Origin of the sequence: Nonomuraea roseoviolacea subsp. carminata (genome assembly GCF_024172185.1) — a bacterium.
Classification (GTDB): Bacteria; Actinomycetota; Actinomycetes; order Streptosporangiales; family Streptosporangiaceae; genus Nonomuraea; species Nonomuraea roseoviolacea.
In genome coordinates, this window is record NZ_JAMZEC010000001.1 from 3,061,989 (window position 1) to 3,078,484 (window position 16,496).

At 73.3% G+C, this 16,496-nt stretch carries 16 protein-coding genes; 6 read left to right on the forward strand and 10 right to left on the reverse strand.

What is annotated here, in order from left to right:
* The first annotated feature begins 122 nt into the window (after positions 1-122).
* Positions 123-3,662, forward strand: a complete 3,540-nt coding sequence (locus HD595_RS14120; protein ID WP_253769125.1) for a protein kinase domain-containing protein — start codon at positions 123-125, stop codon at positions 3,660-3,662.
* Between the two features lie 45 nt (positions 3,663-3,707).
* Here the strand turns inward: HD595_RS14120 and HD595_RS14125 are convergent, their stop codons facing one another.
* On the reverse strand, positions 3,708-4,991 hold the full coding sequence (locus HD595_RS14125) for an erythromycin esterase family protein (RefSeq protein WP_253769127.1): 1,284 nt from the start codon (positions 4,989-4,991) through the stop codon (positions 3,708-3,710).
* Between the two features lie 120 nt (positions 4,992-5,111).
* Positions 5,112-5,762 carry a CatB-related O-acetyltransferase gene (locus HD595_RS14130; protein WP_253769129.1) on the reverse strand — a complete coding sequence of 217 codons (651 nt, stop codon included), beginning with the start codon at positions 5,760-5,762 and terminating at the stop codon, positions 5,112-5,114.
* A gap of 105 nt (positions 5,763-5,867) precedes the next feature.
* On the opposite strand from HD595_RS14130, the gene HD595_RS14135 reads away from it, so the two are divergent.
* Positions 5,868-6,518 (forward strand): TetR/AcrR family transcriptional regulator, encoded by a 651-nt coding sequence (locus tag HD595_RS14135; RefSeq protein WP_253769131.1) that lies wholly within the window; start codon positions 5,868-5,870, stop codon positions 6,516-6,518.
* A gap of 38 nt (positions 6,519-6,556) precedes the next feature.
* On the opposite strand, the gene HD595_RS14140 is transcribed toward HD595_RS14135, so the two are convergent.
* The 7 genes from HD595_RS14140 to HD595_RS14170 form a co-directional block, all read right to left on the reverse strand.
* The gene (locus HD595_RS14140; protein ID WP_253769133.1) at positions 6,557-6,907 is read right to left on the reverse strand and encodes a hypothetical protein; all 351 of its coding nucleotides are present in this window, start codon (positions 6,905-6,907) and stop codon (positions 6,557-6,559) included.
* A 47-nt stretch (positions 6,908-6,954) separates the two neighbouring features.
* Positions 6,955-7,575, reverse strand: coding sequence for a GntR family transcriptional regulator (locus HD595_RS14145; RefSeq protein ID WP_253769136.1), 621 nt, complete (start codon positions 7,573-7,575; stop codon positions 6,955-6,957).
* Positions 7,576-7,658: 83 nt separating this feature from the next.
* Positions 7,659-8,645: a DMT family transporter gene (locus tag HD595_RS14150; RefSeq protein ID WP_253769139.1), complete on the reverse strand. Its 987-nt coding sequence runs from the start codon at positions 8,643-8,645 to the stop codon at positions 7,659-7,661.
* A 52-nt stretch (positions 8,646-8,697) separates the two neighbouring features.
* Positions 8,698-9,075, reverse strand: a complete 378-nt coding sequence (locus tag HD595_RS14155) for a hypothetical protein (protein ID WP_253769141.1) — start codon at positions 9,073-9,075, stop codon at positions 8,698-8,700.
* Positions 9,076-9,373: 298 nt separating this feature from the next.
* Positions 9,374-9,865: a GNAT family N-acetyltransferase gene (locus tag HD595_RS14160; RefSeq protein WP_253769143.1), complete on the reverse strand. Its 492-nt coding sequence runs from the start codon at positions 9,863-9,865 to the stop codon at positions 9,374-9,376.
* Between the two features lie 10 nt (positions 9,866-9,875).
* Entirely contained in the window at positions 9,876-10,232 is a 357-nt protein-coding gene (locus tag HD595_RS14165) for an MmcQ/YjbR family DNA-binding protein (RefSeq protein ID WP_175591192.1), read from the reverse strand.
* A gap of 50 nt (positions 10,233-10,282) precedes the next feature.
* A complete protein-coding gene (locus tag HD595_RS14170) occupies positions 10,283-11,764 on the reverse strand; it encodes an alpha/beta hydrolase family protein (protein ID WP_253769145.1) in 1,482 nt (493 codons plus the stop codon).
* A gap of 80 nt (positions 11,765-11,844) precedes the next feature.
* Between HD595_RS14170 and HD595_RS14175 the strand changes: the two genes are divergently transcribed.
* The 4 genes from HD595_RS14175 to HD595_RS14190 all read left to right on the forward strand — a co-directional run bounded on the left by HD595_RS14175 (position 11,845) and on the right by HD595_RS14190 (position 15,973).
* A complete protein-coding gene (locus HD595_RS14175) occupies positions 11,845-12,447 on the forward strand; it encodes an ArsR/SmtB family transcription factor (RefSeq protein WP_253769148.1) in 603 nt (200 codons plus the stop codon).
* 85 nt (positions 12,448-12,532) lie between these two features.
* Positions 12,533-13,567, forward strand: a complete 1,035-nt coding sequence (locus HD595_RS14180) for an ion channel (RefSeq protein WP_253769150.1) — start codon at positions 12,533-12,535, stop codon at positions 13,565-13,567.
* Positions 13,568-13,678: 111 nt separating this feature from the next.
* Positions 13,679-15,580: an NACHT domain-containing protein gene (locus HD595_RS14185; RefSeq protein ID WP_253769152.1), complete on the forward strand. Its 1,902-nt coding sequence runs from the start codon at positions 13,679-13,681 to the stop codon at positions 15,578-15,580.
* Positions 15,581-15,616: 36 nt separating this feature from the next.
* On the forward strand, positions 15,617-15,973 hold the full coding sequence (locus HD595_RS14190; protein WP_253769154.1) for a VOC family protein: 357 nt from the start codon (positions 15,617-15,619) through the stop codon (positions 15,971-15,973).
* Here the strand turns inward: HD595_RS14190 and lepB are convergent.
* The gene (gene lepB / locus HD595_RS14195) at positions 15,970-16,491 is read right to left on the reverse strand and encodes a signal peptidase I (RefSeq protein ID WP_253769156.1); all 522 of its coding nucleotides are present in this window, start codon (positions 16,489-16,491) and stop codon (positions 15,970-15,972) included. The genes HD595_RS14190 and lepB overlap by 4 nt on opposite strands.
* Positions 16,492-16,496 lie beyond the last annotated feature (5 nt).

Genomic DNA, 16,496 nt, shown 5'->3' on the forward strand with positions numbered 1-16,496 from the left:
GCGATATTCAACGATTTAAAACGGCAATTACGGCGTAGTTACGGGCGGACCGCCATTGGGCGGTCTGGGGGGATGTAGGGCGTTCCGCGAACTCTTCGGCGATGGTGCACATCCAAGCTCCTGTGACTCTTGTTACGGGGGATCCCACGCGGATCGGGACGTACTGGCTCGCCGGACGCCTGGGCTCGGGCGGCCAGGGGGTGGTCTACGACGCCTACGACCCGGAGGGGCGCCGGGTGGCGATCAAGATGCTGCACGGCACCGACGTGGGCCTGCTCCAGCGTGAGGTCACCGCCGCCCAGCGGGTCTCCTCCTTCTGCACGGCGCGCCTGATCGAGGCCGATCTGACCGGGCCCCGGCCGTACCTGGTCAGCGAGTACGTGGAAGGACCCAGCCTGGGCGCCGCCGTACGGGACGGCAGGACCTTCGCCCCCGGCGAGCTGCACCGGCTCGCGACCGGCATCGCCACCGCCCTGACCGCCATCCACGACGCGGGCGTGATCCACCGTGACATGAAGCCGGACAACGTGGTGCTCGGCCCCGACGGCCCCAGGGTGATCGACTTCGGGCTCGCGCGGACGCTGGAGATGTCGCTGACCGCGTCGGGCCTGGTCTCCGGGACGCCCACGTACATGGCGCCCGAGGTGTTCACGGGCGAGCGGGCGGGGGCCCCGGCGGACGTGTTCGCGTGGGGCGGGATCATGCTGTTCGCCGCGACCGGCAAGGACCCGTTCAAGGCCGAGACCCTCGGCGCGGTCATGCACCAGGTCATGTCGGTCGAACCCGACCTCACCTGCCTGCCGGACCCGCTCCGCCCGCTGGTCCACGCCGCGCTGCGCAAGGACCCGATGGAGCGTCCCACGGCGCGCGCCCTGCTGCTCGCGCTGATCAGCGGCGACGGGCGGCTCGACACGGCCCGGCTGCTCGCCGAGGGCGGCCGGGCGTCCCACCTGGCCACGCAGGCGCGCGACCCCGGCCTCGGCCCGCTCGCGGAGGAGGCGTACGGCATGCTGAGCCCCGCCGACCGCGACCTCGCCGCGCAGGTGTTCCTGCGGCTGGTCACGGTGGACGAGGACGGCGAGCTGTCACTGCGGCGGGCCCGCCTGAGCGAGTTCCCGGACGCGCGGGGCGTGCTGCGGGTGTTCGCCTACCTCCTGGAGGTCAACGGCGACGAGGTGCGGCTGACCCGGCCCGCCCTGCCCCACGCGTGGCCGCGACTGCGCGGCTGGATCGAGGCCAACCGGGACGGCCTGGCCGCCCACCGGGACATCATGAGCGCCGCCCGGCGGTGGGACGACGGCGGGCGGCGGGACGGCGACCTGCTCACCGGGCGCTCGCTGGAGGTCGCACTGCAGTGGGCGGCCACCGGCCGGCGGGACATCACGCTGGTCCGCGCCGAGCGCGACTTCCTGAACGCGGGGGCCGCGCTCGGCCGCCGCCGGGCCCGCCGGACCCGGATGGTGTCGCTGAGCCTCGCCGTGCTCCTCGTGGCCTCGCTGGCCGCGACCGGGGTCGCGGTCCGGCAGAGCCGGGTGGCCGACGACCGGTTCCGCTCGGCGGAGGCGAGCAGGATCGCGACCGCCTCCGGGACGATCCGCGCCACCGACCCGCGCCTCGGCGACCTGCTCAGCGTCGCGGCCTGGCGGCTCGACCCGACCGCGCAGACCCGCAAGGCCATGAACGACTCCCTCGCCAAGCGCGAGAACGCCATGTTCCAGGACCCGGTGACCGGCCCCGACACGCTGCGCACCCTGAGCGCCGACAGCAGGACCCTGGTCAGCGTCAGCGGCGGCGAGGCCCGGCTGTGGGACGTGGTCCGCCGCGCCCAGGTCGGGAAGCTGCGGCTGGACGTCAAGGGGACGCCGATCGACGTGGCGCTGAGCCCGTCCGGCACGGTGCTCGCGGTCCTGACGAGCAAGGGTGCGTACGCCTGGGACGCGCGGACCGGCAAGGCCAGGGGCACGTGGCTCTTCGACAAGCCCATCGGCGGTGACGCCACCGACCGGGCCGCCGTCAGGTTCGGCACGGTCGACCGGTATGTCATGGTGCGCCGGGACGGTCCCGGCGACGTGTTCTGGGACCTGCGGACCGGCCGGAACGCGAAGCTCGGCGGCTTCTGGAACGGCGCGATGACGCCCGACGGATCGGCGATCTACACGCAGTACCGCGACACCAAGACGATCGGCAGATTCGCGCTGCCCGGCCTGAAGCTCACCGGGACGAGACCGGCGCAGGAGCCGTGCAAGTACTGCCCCGAGCCGCTGGCGGTCACCAAGGAGGGAGAATTGCTGGAGGTGCTGCCGAGGTGGCGCCTCGGTCTCACCGATCTGGCGGAGCCGGACAACTCCGCGGCCGGCACGGTGATCGACGACGGTCCCGCCACCTGGAACCGGGGGCGCGTGGTCTTCAGCCATGACGAGAGACTGCTCGCCTCCGCGACGGACAAGGAGATCCAGCTCTGGGGCGAGGGGACGCTCCTCACCACGCTGACCGTCCGCTCCGCGTCCGACGACACCTCCGACCGGGCGGCCGAGGCGATGTCACCCCAGCCGAGATTCGACCCCGGCGGGAAGGTACTGCGCTACCTCAGCGAGGACCGGGTGTTCTCCCTCGACGTCTCCGCGCTCGGCGGAGCGGGCGACCCGGAGTCCAGCACGATCGCGATGAGCCCGGACGGCACGACGACTGTGGAGTCCCACGGCGCCGACGTGTACCTGCGCGACGCCAAGAGGCGCGACCTGCTGCTGCGCGGCGTGAAGGGCGGCGACAACGTCGTCCTGTTCACCGGTGCCGCCTTCAGCCACGACGGCAGGATGATCGCGCTCACCACCTTCGAGCCCACCGAGACGGGCCCCGACGACTTCGCGAACATCACCCACCTGCGCATCCATGACGCCGCCACCCGCAAGGAGATCAAACAGCTCAAGGTGAGCGACGCCGGTGAGGGGTTCCTGGTGGGCTTCAGCCCCGACGGCGGCAAGATCGCGGTGCAGCTCACCGAGCTGGGGGACTCGACGAGGTCCACGCTCCAGGTCTGGGACTGGAAGGCGGGTCGCATCCTGTGGTCGGCCAGGATGACCAGGCTGAAGGACGTCGCCTTCAGCCCCGACGGGAGCAGGCTGGCCGTGGTCGGGCAGGAGTCCCGTCTCCTGGACGCGGCCACCGGGAAGCCCGCCGGCCCGGTCCTGCAGGCCGGCGGCCGCACGACCAGCCTGGAGCACGGCGCGTTCACCCGCTCCGGGGAGCTCGTCACCGCGGACAACCGTGGCCGCCTCACGGTCTGGAACCGCGCGGGCGCGCCTCGCACGGTCATCAGCGGCACCTCCGGCAGCCCGACGGCGCCGCTCGCCGTGTCACCGAAGGAGGACCTGGCCGCCCTCGTGGGCGGCGACGGCAAGGTCCGCCTCTACGACCTGGCGCGCGGGCAGTACGTCGGCGCCGTCCTGGACGACGACCGAGGCAACGTCCAGCGGGTGTCCTTCACCTCCGACGGCGCCCGTCTGGTCACCTTCGACCAGGTCGACCTGCGGCACGAGTATCCCGTCGCGCCCCCGGCCGTGGCCGAGGCCCTGTGCGCCCGCTTCGGACGCACCCTGACCGAGCGGGAGTGGAGGACCTACCTTCCGGAGGTGACGCCGGTCGCCGTGTGCGGGAGCCGCTAGACGAGCCCCGGCCCGCGGCCGCGGTCCTGGCTCGCGGGCGGCCCCTCAGGCTTTGACGTGTCCGGTCACGGTCGAGGTGGGCACGTTGAGGACGCCGTCGAAGGCGTCCAGGACGGGGGTGTGCACGTAGGCGCTCTGGATCCGGATGCGGTCGGGGCCCGCGGCGGCGCCGGCCTCCTGGCGTGCCGGGCGGAGGCCGGCGACGCTGAGCCCGAGCCCGGCCTCGGCGAAGGCCGCTTCGACGCTGCCCCGCTCGGGCGGCTGCAGCGGGGTGTCGTCGATGGCGAAGCCGAAGCGCGCCTTCTCGTCGGGGCGCATGTCGGCTGTCTGCCCGGTGGTGCTGGTCAGGGCGAGGGCGAAGTAGTCGTCGCCGAGGACGCGGTGCAGGTGCTGTCCCATCGGGAGCCCGGTGAGGTGACCGTCGAACGAGATCGGCACCTTCTGGATGTGGGCGTTGTGGGCCGCCAGCACCACCCGGGTCCCGGTTTCGAGGCGCTCCAGATGCCACAGGACCGATCCGGCCATGTAGACGTCGCGGGCCGAGGTGTCGGCGGTCAGTCCCGTTCCGGCGTACAGGCCGGCCATGGCGCGAAAGCCGTAGTCGGCGTGGCAGGCGCCTTCGAGGCGACGCAGGGCGATGTCGTAGCCGCGCTGGTCACCGCGGGCCAGGTACAGCGCTTCGACGGCGCGGAAGCGGATGAGCAGGCGCATCAGGGCCGCGCTGAGAGCGTCCTGTTCGGCGGTGGGCAGGCGGGTCCAGGCGGGTGCGGCCGAGGCCGCGGAGGCGCCGGCGAAGGATTCGGCGATCCGCGTCGCCGTCTGGAGCTCCGGCAGGGCTTCGGGGTCGATCTCGCGGAGGTATTCGGCGACCGGGGCCAGGGCGGGAACCAGGGACCCACCGGCCGCGGGGACGTCGATCCCGGCGAAACGCACCGGCTTCGACGCCGTGGCGTTGTGCCGGCGCATCCAGCGCAGGGGCTCTTCGACGCCCACGGGGATCGCCTCGGCGAGCAGGGCGGACACGTCATCATCCGTCCCTTCTCCCCGGGCCCAGGCGTCGAGCGGGAAGCCCTCGCTGAAGCCGTATTCGAAGGCCAGGACGGTGAAGCCGCAGTGTTCGACCAGGAACCGCAGGATGCGCCGGCGGATGAGCGAGAACTCGTCGATGAAGTGGGAGTTCTCGCCGATGGCGACGACGCGGGCGTCGCCGATGATGTCGCGCAGCGGCTCCATGTCGTCGAGCGGCGCGTCGGGGTCGAGGTGGGTCAGCGGGACGGCTTGGCCGCGGAGCCAGCCGGCGAACGGGTCGGGGTGGGACGGACCAGGCATGCTGTCAGCTCGTTTCATGGTGCCGGAAGGTGGAGGGCCGACGGTGTGGGGGCACGGGGCGACGCGCGCGGGACGGCCACCGGAGGGGCCGGCAGGACGGTGGAACCGCTCGGCTCGCCGCTAGGACCTGAGGGCCGCCGCCGCCTTCTCCAGGGCGTCGATGCCGCCGGACATGATCGTCCGGATGTGCTCGCCGATGTGCTGCAACGGCCAGTCCCACCAGGCCACGGCCAGGAGGCGGTCGATGTCCGCATCGCTGTGACGGCGGCGGATCAGCCGGGCCGGGTTGCCGCCGACGATGCCGTAGTCGGGGACGTCGTCGACGACGACCGAGCCGGAGGCGATGATCGCTCCGTGGCCGATGCGGACACCGGGCATCACCAGGGACCGGTAGCCGAACCAGACGTCGTTGCCCACCACGGTGTCCCCCCGTCCGGGCAGGCCGGTGATGAGGTCGAAGTGCTCGGCCCACGAACCGCCCATGATCGGGAAGGGGAAGGTCGAGGGGCCGTCCATGCGGTGGTTGGCGCCGTTCATGATGAACCGCACGCCCTCGCCCAGCGCGCAGAACTTGCCGATGACCAGTCTCTCCGGCCCGTAGTGGTACAGCACGTTGCGGGTCTCGAAGGCCGTCGGATCGTCCGGGTCGTCGTAGTAGGAGAACTCCCCCACCTCGATCAGCGGCGAGGTGATCAGCGGCTTCAGCAGCACCACACGCGGCTGTCCGGGCATGGGATGCACCACGGTCGGGTCGGCGGGGACGGACGACATCGTCAATCGTCTCCTTTCTGCATCCGACGACACTACTAGTGCGACAATTGCCGCATTAAGATGGTGGCATGCCGCCGTCCCCCTGAGCAAACCGGATGACCAGCGATGACCAGCGCAGAACCACGACCCGACGACTCCCGACCGGCGTCACCGCCACGCCGCCGCCCCGGCGGCCGTACCGCCCGTATTCGCACGCAGGTGCTCGACGCGGTGCTGGCGGAGCTCGGAGAGCACGGTTACGACGGGCTCACCATGGACGCCGTCGCCGCGCGCTCCGGCGTGCACCGCGCGACGGTGTACCGGCGCTGGGGCGACGTCGGCGGGTTGCTCGCCGACGTCCTGGACGCGGCGAGCGAGGACGACTGGGGACCTCCGGACACCGGCTCGCTGAGAGGCGACCTGGCGGCGCTGAACCACGAGATCCAGGCGGCTCTGACCGCGCATCCGCCGATCGTCATGGCCCTGATCGCCGCCTCGTTCCGCTCCGAGAAGGCCGACCGCGCCCAGCAGCGGCTCTGGGAGGACCGCTACGCCCGCTGCGAGCTCGTCGTCAGCCGGGCGATCGGACGCGGCGAACTCCCGCCGCGCACCGACGCCCGGCGGCTGCTCATCGCCGCCACCGCGCCGGTGTACCACCACCTGCTACTTCTCCGCACGCCACCCGATCCGCGCCTTCCCGAGCACGCGGCCGAGACCGCCGCCCTGGCCGCGTCCGCCGGCGCCTTCACCGAGTTCCCGCCGGCCGGCGACGCCTGACGGGCGGACGCACACGTCCGCGCCCGGCGCGGCCGGCCCTAGTCGTACTCGAGGTCCGGCAGCGCGGACGGCGGGTCGGGGCTGCGCCAGACGACCACCGCGCCGTCACGCGCCGCCTCGGTCGCGAGCTGGAGCCGGTCCAGGTCGAAGTCCGGCAGGTAGCGCAGGCGCGCCAGGAACGTCGAGTCGGTGGCCGACCTCGGCACCACGCAGCCCTCGCCGTCGCGGTCGAGCAGGATGTACAGGACATCGGAGTCCGTCTCGGCGGCGACGCGCACCTCGACGACGTCCTCCCAGGCGAGGGCCTCGACGCTTCCGTCGGCGTAGTGACGGGTCACGCCCTCTTCCGTGACATACACGTAGGAGTCCGGCATCGGGTTGCCGTGCATGGCCGCGATTCTCGCGAGTCGGAGGGGCGTACCGCAAGGGCTCGCGCTCAGCCGCCCCAAGTGTGCCCGAGATGGGCCGCCACCGCGGCCCGCGCCGCCTCCACCGGGCCGTCGGCGATCGCGTCCAGGAGCTCCCGGTGCTCGCGCACGAGCACCTCCCTGTCCTCATAGACCTCTCGCAGCCGCACCAGCCCGAGCCGGGTCTCCGCCGCCAGCGCCCCGTAGAGGCGGTCGAGGCGCGGGCTGCCCACGGCGCTGATCAGCGCCTCGTGCAGCGCCATGTGCTCGGCCACGGTGTCGGCCCACGGCGCCTCGGCGGGCAGGCCGTCCATCCGGGCCAGCGCGGCGTCGGCCTCGGGCACCCGCCGCCCGGCCATGGCCTGGGCCATGAGGTCCTCCAGCGGCCGGCGCACGTACATGAGGTCGTCGAGGTCGTCGAGGGTGACCTCGGGGACGTACGCGCTGCGGTTGCGCTCGCGCCGCAGCAGGCCCTCGTGGACGAGCGCGGCGAGGGCCTCGCGCACCGTGGGCCTGGCCACGCCGTACGCGGCGGCGATCTCCTGCTCGGGCAGCGGGGTGCCCGGCGCGATCTCGCCGGACAGCACCCGGCGGCGCAGCTCGCCGGCCAGGGCGCCGACGGCCGAGACGGGTCTGAGGGGCAGGGTCACGGGTCAGACTCTAACCGCAATGCCGGCCGGTCCCGCCCTGACGGATCCGCCGGCCGTTCCCCGCCCTGACGGATCCGCCCGGCTCAGGCACGGCGCGGGTCGCCCGGCATGGAGCTGATCGGCTCGGGGACCACGGGGTCGCCCGGCGTGGAACTGACCGGCTCGGGGACGGCGGGGTCGCCCGGCGTGGCCGGGGCCTCGGGCGCGCCCCGTCGGGAGCGCCGGTCGGGCAGGGCCACGACGACCAGCCCGACCGCCAGCAGGGCGAGCCCCGCCCACGACACGGGGGCCAGCCGCTCCCCCAGCACCACGAGCCCGAGCAGCGCGGCGACCGCGGGCTCGGCCAGCGCCAACGTGGAAGCCGTGGCCACCGGCGTGGTGCGCAGGCCCCTGCCGTACAGGACGTAGGACAGCGCCGTGGAGGCCAGCCCGAGGTAGAGGACGGCGAGCAGGGCCTTCGGCTCGCCCAGCCACCCCGCGCCGCGCCAAAGCAGCACCGGCAGCATGATCACGGCCGCGCCGCCGAACAGCACCCCCATCACCCCGTCGGACGGCGCCCCCTTGGCGATGGCGCGAGCGGCGCAGACCGCGTAGAAGGCGTAGACGAGACCGCCGAGCAGCGCGAGCAGCACCCCGGCCACCATCTGCCCGCCCGGCCCGCCGGCCTCCGCGCCGCCGCCCGCGATGAGGGCGGCGCAGCCGGCGATGGCGGCGGCGGTGGCCAAGGCCCAGCGTCCGCTCGGCCGCTCGCGGTGCAGCGCCCACGACAGCAGCCCCGTGAAGACCGGCCCGCTGCCGATCGCCACCACCGTGCCGACCGCCACCCCCGTCCGGCCGACCGCCGCGAAGAAGCAGAGCTGGTACGCGGCCACCGCGGCGGCGGCGAGCAGGGTGGCCGGGCTCACCGACCCGCGCACGGCCCTGCCCGCGAACAGGGCGAGGACGGCGCCGCCGATGACCAGGCGGGCGGCGGCCAGGGCGACCGAGTCGGCGGAGACGAGCAGGCCGGCGGTGCCGGCCGTGCCCCACAGCACGGAGGCGCCCACGACGGCCAGAGGTCCTTGCTTCATATGAACATTGTCAGACAATCAGACAATGCTGTCCAGTTCGATCAGTCCGCGGTCACACGAGCTCGTCCAGGAGCTGGTCGATGAGGCGGGCGGCGGAGGAGACCAGCTCGGCCGCGTAGTCGTCGAGGACGGCGACGCCGTCGCGGATGCCGGGCACCGTGCGGGCCGGCAGGTCGAGCAGCGCCTCCCCCTCGGCCGAGGCGGCGGCGTCCACGTGGAACGCCCCGCCGGAGGCGGCGATGGAGACGGCGAAGCTCACCTCGCGGCCGTCGGGCAGCGTGAACGCGGTGCCGGCCCGAGCGCCGGCCGGGGGGAAGAAGTAGCAGAAGGGCTCGCTGCGGACGAAGGGGTGACGTAACTCGGCGAGGCTCGCCGCCGCCCGGCTCATGGCCGCCAGCAGACCGGCGGCCGCCAGGCTCTCGCTGTCCACCCAACCGAGGGTAGATCACCCCGGCGACCACCCGCCAGCCACCTCCCCCAGGCCGGGAACCAGGCCGAGCCCCACGCCGCCACCTGCCGCGCCTCCGGAGACCCCGTCCGGGCACTCCGCGAGCCGCCCTCTCACGCCCCGGCCACCTTCCCGCCCCGAGGTCGCGGTTCGGAAGCGTCGCGCGGGCCGCCCGTCCGGGGAGCCGCCCCTCACATCCTGGGCCACCCTCCCGCCCCGAGGTCGCGGCGTTCGGAGGCGTCGCGCGGGCCGCCCGGCCGGGCGCGGAGGGTCGGAGGGGTCAGTCGGTGGCCAGGCGGGCGTGGCGCTCGACGTCGTGGCGGACCCCGTCGTAGACGAGCTTGCCCCGTTCGATCCCCTCGGCGAGGAAGCCGGCCTTGACGGCGACCCGGCACGAGGCGGGGTTGTCGACGCGGTGCCCCAGCTCCAGCCGGAAGAGCCCGCGTTCACGGAACGCCCACCGGGCCAGCTCCTCCACCGCCGCCGGGGCGACACCGCGCCCGCGCGCCTCGCGTACCGTCCAGTAGGAGACCCAGCCGTTGGCGTGGGCGTCGATGCGGGCCACCGCCACGTTGCCGACGACACGGCCCCCGAGCGTGACCGCGAACGCGTGCCCCACCCCGTCCCACGAGGCGATCCAGCCGAGCGCGTCCTGGAGCGTGACGACCGGCCAGGGGGCCTGACGGGACAGCTCAGGGTCCTGGAAGGCGGCCAGCACGGCGGGGGCGTCATCCTGGCGCCACTCGCGCAGCCGGATGTTCGTTGTCAGCATTAATGCCAGGTTATCCCCCGATGTGGTGGGCGGATTCGAAGGCCGTCACCAGGGTCTTGGGGGCGGTCAGGCACCACGCCTCGGCCACCAGCTCGAACAGCTCGTCGTAGTCGATGCGGTCGAGCCGGATCACCACCCACCCGAACCGCCCGGCGGTGAACTGCGGCTCGAACACCTCGGGCCGCTCGGCCACGAGCGCGATCTGCTCCTCGACGGTCGCCTTGACGCCGACGGTCTCGGTCTCCTCCCAGAGGTAGCCGAACCCCTTGCCGCGCACCTTGAAGCTGACCCAGGTCGCCATGCGGTCCATGCGGACCTCGGGCAGCTTCTCCACCAGATCGAGGAACTCTTCGACGCTCACACCCATGGCCCCTGTGTAGCAGCCGTCACCGACACAACCTCATCCGGGCCGTGCGGTCACAGCCCCGGCAGCAGCAGCCCCCAGTACAGCCCCCACGGCAGGAGCACCAGCCCCCCGGCCATCAGCGCGGCCAGCCGCACCCGCTCGCCGCCCGCGACGCCCGCGCGCCGCCGCCACCAGGCCAGGCCGGTGAGGGCGGTGGCGGCCACGCAGGCCACGGCCAGCGCCTGGAGCGCCAGCCACACCACCGGCCGGCCCGCCACGAGCGGTCCCGGGCTGCCCAGCTTGGCCCCCGTCATCACCGCGTACATCACGTAGCCGAACGACCCGAGCACCACGGACAGCCCGCCCGCGCTGAGCAGCCGCGCCGCCGCGCTCACCGGCCGCCGCGGACCGTCGGCGCCGTCGGCGCCGGCGTCGGCCCCGTCCCCGCTGAAGCGCCCGCGCACCCGGCGCACCAGGGCCACCAGCGGGTACGCGGCGAACCCGGCGAGCATCACCACCAGCGCCCCGGCCTGCACGTCGGCCGCCTCCCACCAGTCCACCGGCGGCACCGGCACGGTCGGGGTCGCCTGCACCGGCTCCGGCCCCGACGCTCCGCTCGCGGGCGGACGGCCGGAGGTCACGTCCGTCACCCAGGAGCCGACCAGGTCCGCGTAGCCGGGGGCCAGCTCGGGCAGCCGGGTGACGCCGCGGTCGGGGGTCCGGTGGGCGGCGTGGTCGGCGTCCGGGAAGTAGCGGACGGTGAGGTGGGCGTTGCCGCCGCGCCGCAGCGCCTCGGCGAACCCGGCGCTGCTCTCCCGGGCGGGGGTCAGCAGGTCGTGGACGCCCCAGACGGCGAGCACCGGCTGCCGCACGGCGGCGATGGTCGGGGCGGGGTCGTAGTACGGCTCGGGGAACAGCTCGGCGTCGGCCAGCACCCGGTACAGGTCGGGCTCCGTGCCGTCCACCAGCCGGCCCCTGACCCCGGCGGCGCGCAGGCCGGCGTGCACGGCCCACGCCTGCTGGAGCAGCGGCTGCTGGCTGTTGGCGCCGACGAGCACGACGAACGCGACGTCGCGGGAGCGGGCGGCGGCCATCGGCGCCACCCAGCCGCCCTCGCTGAGCCCCCAGACGCCCACCTTGGCCGGGTCCACGCCCGGCTGCCGGCGCAGCGCCGCCACGGCGCCCAGCGCGTCGGTCGCGAGTCGCGCGTACGAGCGCTCGAAGAGGGAGTAGCCGACGGACCGCTTGTCGTACACCAGCACCGACAGCCCTCTGCGGGCGAACTCGACGGCCTCGCCCATGAGCTTGGTCCGGGGCGTCCCCGTGCCGGCTCCGTGGATCAGCACGATCCCGGGCCGCGCGCCGCCGCCGCGGGCGGGCGACAGGACGGTCCCGCGCATGACGAGCCCTCCGTCGCCGCGGAAGGTCACCTCGGCCGCCTTCAGGTCACCGGGTACGGCCGGCGTCACCGCTGCCGCCGCAGCCCGGGCTCCGGGCGCGGCGAGCAGACACCACAGAACGGCGGCCAGTCCCGCCAGCAGAACACGTCTCATGTCTGCCGAGATTACTTTGCAGAGAAGTCTCGGCAAACAGATCTCGGCAGAAATCCCTCTGCGGGACTAGACTCCTCCTCATGACGGATGAGGCGGCGCCACCGGAGTCCTTCCTGCTCGACGACCCGGCCCGGCTCAAGGCCCTGACCCACCCGATGCGCCGCCTCATGCTCCGCCACCTGGGCGTCCACGGCCCGGCCACCTCCACCACGCTCGGCGAGCTGCTCGGCGCGAAGACCGGCACGACCAGCTACCACCTGCGCCAGCTGGAGAAGTACGGCTTCATCGAGGAGATACCGGAGCGCTCGACCGGCCGGGAGCGCTGGTGGCGCAAGGCCCCGGCGCCGCGCGACATGCGCCTGCCCACGCCCGACCGGCTGGCGCCGGAGGACCGTCCGGCCCTGGCCGAGTTCCACCGCCTGGGCCTGGAGGAGGACCTGCGGCTCCTGGAGGGGTTGCCCCGGCTGTACGAACGCGACCCGGCGCGCGTGAAGGCGTCCCGGGGGCTCGGCTGGATGACGGACGAGGAGTTCGAGGCGTTCTTCGAGGCGTACATGGAGCTGCTGCTCAGGCACAGCCACTCGCGCGAGGAGGCACCGCCGGACGCGCGGCCCCTGTACGTGCGCCTCTGGGCGTTCCCCGCCATGGCCGAGGAAGAGGCGGAAGGGCCGGCCGACGCCTGATGCTGCTGCGGCCCGAGGGGCTGCTTTGTGGGGTTTGCCCGGTTATGGTGACCGCAGAACAGCGGCGTCAGGCGGGAGGACGAGCGTGCCCATCTTCCTCACCCGCGTGCTGGCCCGGCTCGCCCTCCTCGGAACCTGGTGGACCCCGGTCCTCGTCTTCGCGCTGGTGTTCCTGACGAGCTGGCCGCTGATGGCGCTCGCCGAACCGGCCGGCAGCGAGATCGTCGCCCCGGGCAACTACTGGTGGTACTTCGTCGTCACCGCCTCGACCGTGGGCTACGGCGACCTGTACCCGGAGACCGCCGCCGGGCACGTCGTGGGCGCGTACGTCATCGCCGGCGGGATCGCGACGCTGACGACCGTCTTCACGCGGTTCGCGGCCACCCTGGAACGCGCCAGGGGACGAAGGATGCGAGGTGCCGTCACCGTGGACATGTCCGGTCACATCGTGCTGCTCGGCTACACGCCCGGCCGTACCGAGCAGATGGTGGACGAGCTGACCGCCGACGGGTCGTGCCGCATCGTGCTCTGCGCGTGGGACGAGGTGCAGACGCACCCGATGCCGGAGCGTGAGGTGACGTTCGTGCGCGGCGACCTGACCGACGACAAGGTGCTGCTGCGGGCCGGTGTCGACCGGGCGTACAGCGTGCTCGTCGACGCCCGCGACGACAACGAGGCGCTGGCCGTCGCGATCACCGCCGACCACGTGGCCCACGGGGCGCACCTCGTCGTGGCCCTGCGCGACGTCTCGCGGGTCCGCCAGCTCCGGTACGTCCGGGACACGCTGCGCTGCGTCCAGTGGCACAGCCCGTACATGATCACCGAGGAGTTGCGCGACCCGGGGATCGCCGAGGTGTACACGCAGCTCATGACGCACGGGGACGCCGAGACGTACTCGGTGCGGCTGCCCGAGTCGGTGGGGCCGGTGCTGGTGGACCGCTGCCAGCTCTCGCTCGGCCGCCGCTGCGGCGCCACGCTGCTGGCCGCCCGCACCGGCGACGAGCTGCTCGTGAACCCCGACTGGCGGACCGAGCTGCCGGCGGGCTCCGTGCTCTACTACGTCGCCTCCCGCCGCCTCACCCCCGACGAGCTCGCCGGCGCCCTCCGCGCGGAGGGATGAGCCGCGCCCCCGCGCAGGGATGAGCCACGCCCCCGCGCGGAGGGATGAGCCGCGCCGCCCTGCCGGAGCCGATGATTTTGCCGGCGGACGCGCGGGCGGCATGCTGGCGTGATGCGCCAACGCTCTGGCTCCCGCGTCTGGTTCTGGGCACTCGTCCTCGCCCTTTTCCTGGTGCCGATCACCGGTGTCGCGGTGGCGTGGTTGTTCCTGTCCGAAGGCAGGCAGAACGCCGACCAGTGGGCGAGCATCCTGAGCGCCGTCCTCGCGCTCATCGGCGGCTCGGTCGCGCTGCTGCGCTGGCTGCGGGCCCGAGCCGCCACGGCCGGCGCCCCCGGTCTCGACGAGCCGGAGGCGAGCGCCGAGGTCATGGCGGAGCGCGTCGCCCGGCTGGCCGCCAAGGTCCGCCAGGTCTGGGAGTCGGAGGAGCTGCGTCAGCGCCTGCTGGACCCGAGGCCCCTCCCGGTCTCGTGGCGGACCCTCGGCCCTCCGGTGAGCGACCACTGGCGGGTCATCCACGGCGGGGACGAGCCGCTCGACCTCGACGGCTCCCTCGACGAGCTCCACGACATCGTCCGGACCAGGCTCCGAGCCCCGCGCCTGGTGATCCTCGGCGAGCCCGGCGCGGGCAAGTCGTCGCTGATCATGCGGTTCGCCCTCGCCTGCCTGGCCCGCCGGGACGACGACTCCCCCGTACCGGTGATCTTACGATTGTCCACCTGGGAGCCGGCCGACAGCAGACGGCTCACGACGTGGATCAACGCGCGCCTGCGCGAGGACTACGGCTTCGGCGAGTTCGTGAGCCTGGACCGGCTGCTGCCGATCCTCGACGGCCTCGACGAGATGCCCGAGCCGCTCCGCCACCGGACGCTGCGAGAGATCAACGCCACCTTCGGCGCCACGTCCCCGGTCATCCTGACCAGTCGCAGCGAGGAGTACTCGGCCGCCGTCGACCATCCCGACGCGGACGTGCTGACGGCCGCCGCCGTCATAGAGCTCAACCCGCTGGACGCGGAGGCGATCCGTGACTACCTGACCATCACCACGAAGCCGGCGCGGCTGCCGCGGTGGGCGAAGGTGTTCGCGGAGCTGACGCGCGACGCCGGCGGCGAGACGGCGCGCGGCCTGTCCACGCCGCTCGCCCTGTCACTGGCGCGCATCACGTACGCGGAAGGCACAGCGGACCCCGACGACCTGCTCACGTTCGGGACCCGGCACGCCGTCGAGGCCCACCTGCTCGCGCACCTGGTCCCCACCGTCTACGCCGGTCGCGACGACTCCCCCGGGTCCTCGTGGAGCCGTCGCGACGTCCAGGCGTGGCTGTCCCATCTCGCCCGCAGTTTCCCCAAGCACGGGATCTCCCGGGAGACCCTGACCGACGCGGTCCCGTCCGCGGCCGAAGCCGTCATCTTCAGCGCGCTGGCCGGCCTGGCCGCCGCCGTGCCCTTCGCCGCCGCCGTGTCGCCCGTCGTGGGCCTGGTGCTCGGCCTGACGGTCGCCCTGGTCGTCTGCACGTACACCTTCGTGGGGGACCACTCGCTCTCCCCGGACTCCCTGAGCTCCGCGGCCCTGCTCAGAGCAGGGGGTCCGGCCCTGGCCTTCTTCGCCGCCGCCTACTGGGGCCTCGGCGCCATGGAGGGGTTCACGGCCGAGCAGGCGGCCGCGCTGGCCCTCGTGACGTCACTCTGGCTGTTCGTCGTGCTGAGCAGGGGCGTGGTCACCTTCGTCGCGGCGATCGTCGACTTCGCACTCACGCTGCTCGTCACGAACCAGGTGTCCTCGGCGTGGTCGCTCGGCCTCGCGGCGGTCGTCACGCTCGTCCTCGTGCCGCTGCCGGCCAACTCCTCGGTCCGGTTCCTCATCGCCCGTGCCTTCTTCAAGCTCAGGGGCGTACTGCCGTGGCGCGTCACGGCGTTCCTGGAGGACGCGCACCGGCGAGGGGTTCTCCGCAAGGTGGGCGGCACGTATTACTTCCGGCACGATCTGCTGAGAGAGCAACTGGCCGACCTCCCCTGATATATCTTGACGTCAAGATAATGGGAGGAACGCCGCATGCTTCACCACGTCCAACTCGCCTGCCCGCCAGGGAGCGAGCAGGCCCTTCGCGACTTCTACACGGGCGTCCTCGGCCTGGCCGAGATCCCCAAGCCCCCGGTGCTGGCGGCGCGCGGCGGCTGCTGGTTCCGCGGCCACGGCATCGAGCTGCACCTGGGCGTCGAGGCCGACTTCCGCCCGGCCCGCAAGGCCCACCCGGGGCTGCTCGTCTCCGGCCTCGACGCGTGGGCCGGGCGGTTGCGCGCGGCGGGTTACCCGGTGACGTTCGACGACGACTTCCCCGGCATGCGGCGCTTCTACAGCGAGGACCCGCACGGCAACCGCCTGGAGTTCCTGGAGCCGGTCGGCGCCTAGGAACCACCCGGCGCGGTGATCACCGCGACGACGTCCTGGACGCCGACCGTCCCTCCGTCGGGAGCGTCCCGGTGGGAGCGGGAGTCTCGCGCGACATCCCGGTTGTCGCTCATGACCCACAGGCGACCCGGGGGGATCCGCCTCTCGAAGTCCAGGGAGGAGGCGGGAGACTCCCCCAGATACGGCTCGTCCAGCGCCTTGCCGTCGAGCAGCAGCCGACGTTGCCCGTCGCAGCACCTCACCGTGCTGCCCGGCACGCCGATGACCCGCGAGATCTGCTCTTCCGACGTGCCCTGGGACCAGCCCTCCGGCTGGCGGAAGACGATGATGTCGCCGACGCGCGGGACGTACCCGTCGTCGGTCGGCCGCGCCGCCAGACGCGCGCCCTTCTTGAGGGTCGGCTCCATGGACTCGGAGGACATCCTGTAGTGAGACCCGTCGGAGAGCCCGGACGCGCAACCCGCGACCGGCGTCAGGAGCAGGGCCAGGGACAGGGCGGATAAGCGTTTGCTGATCATCCGGA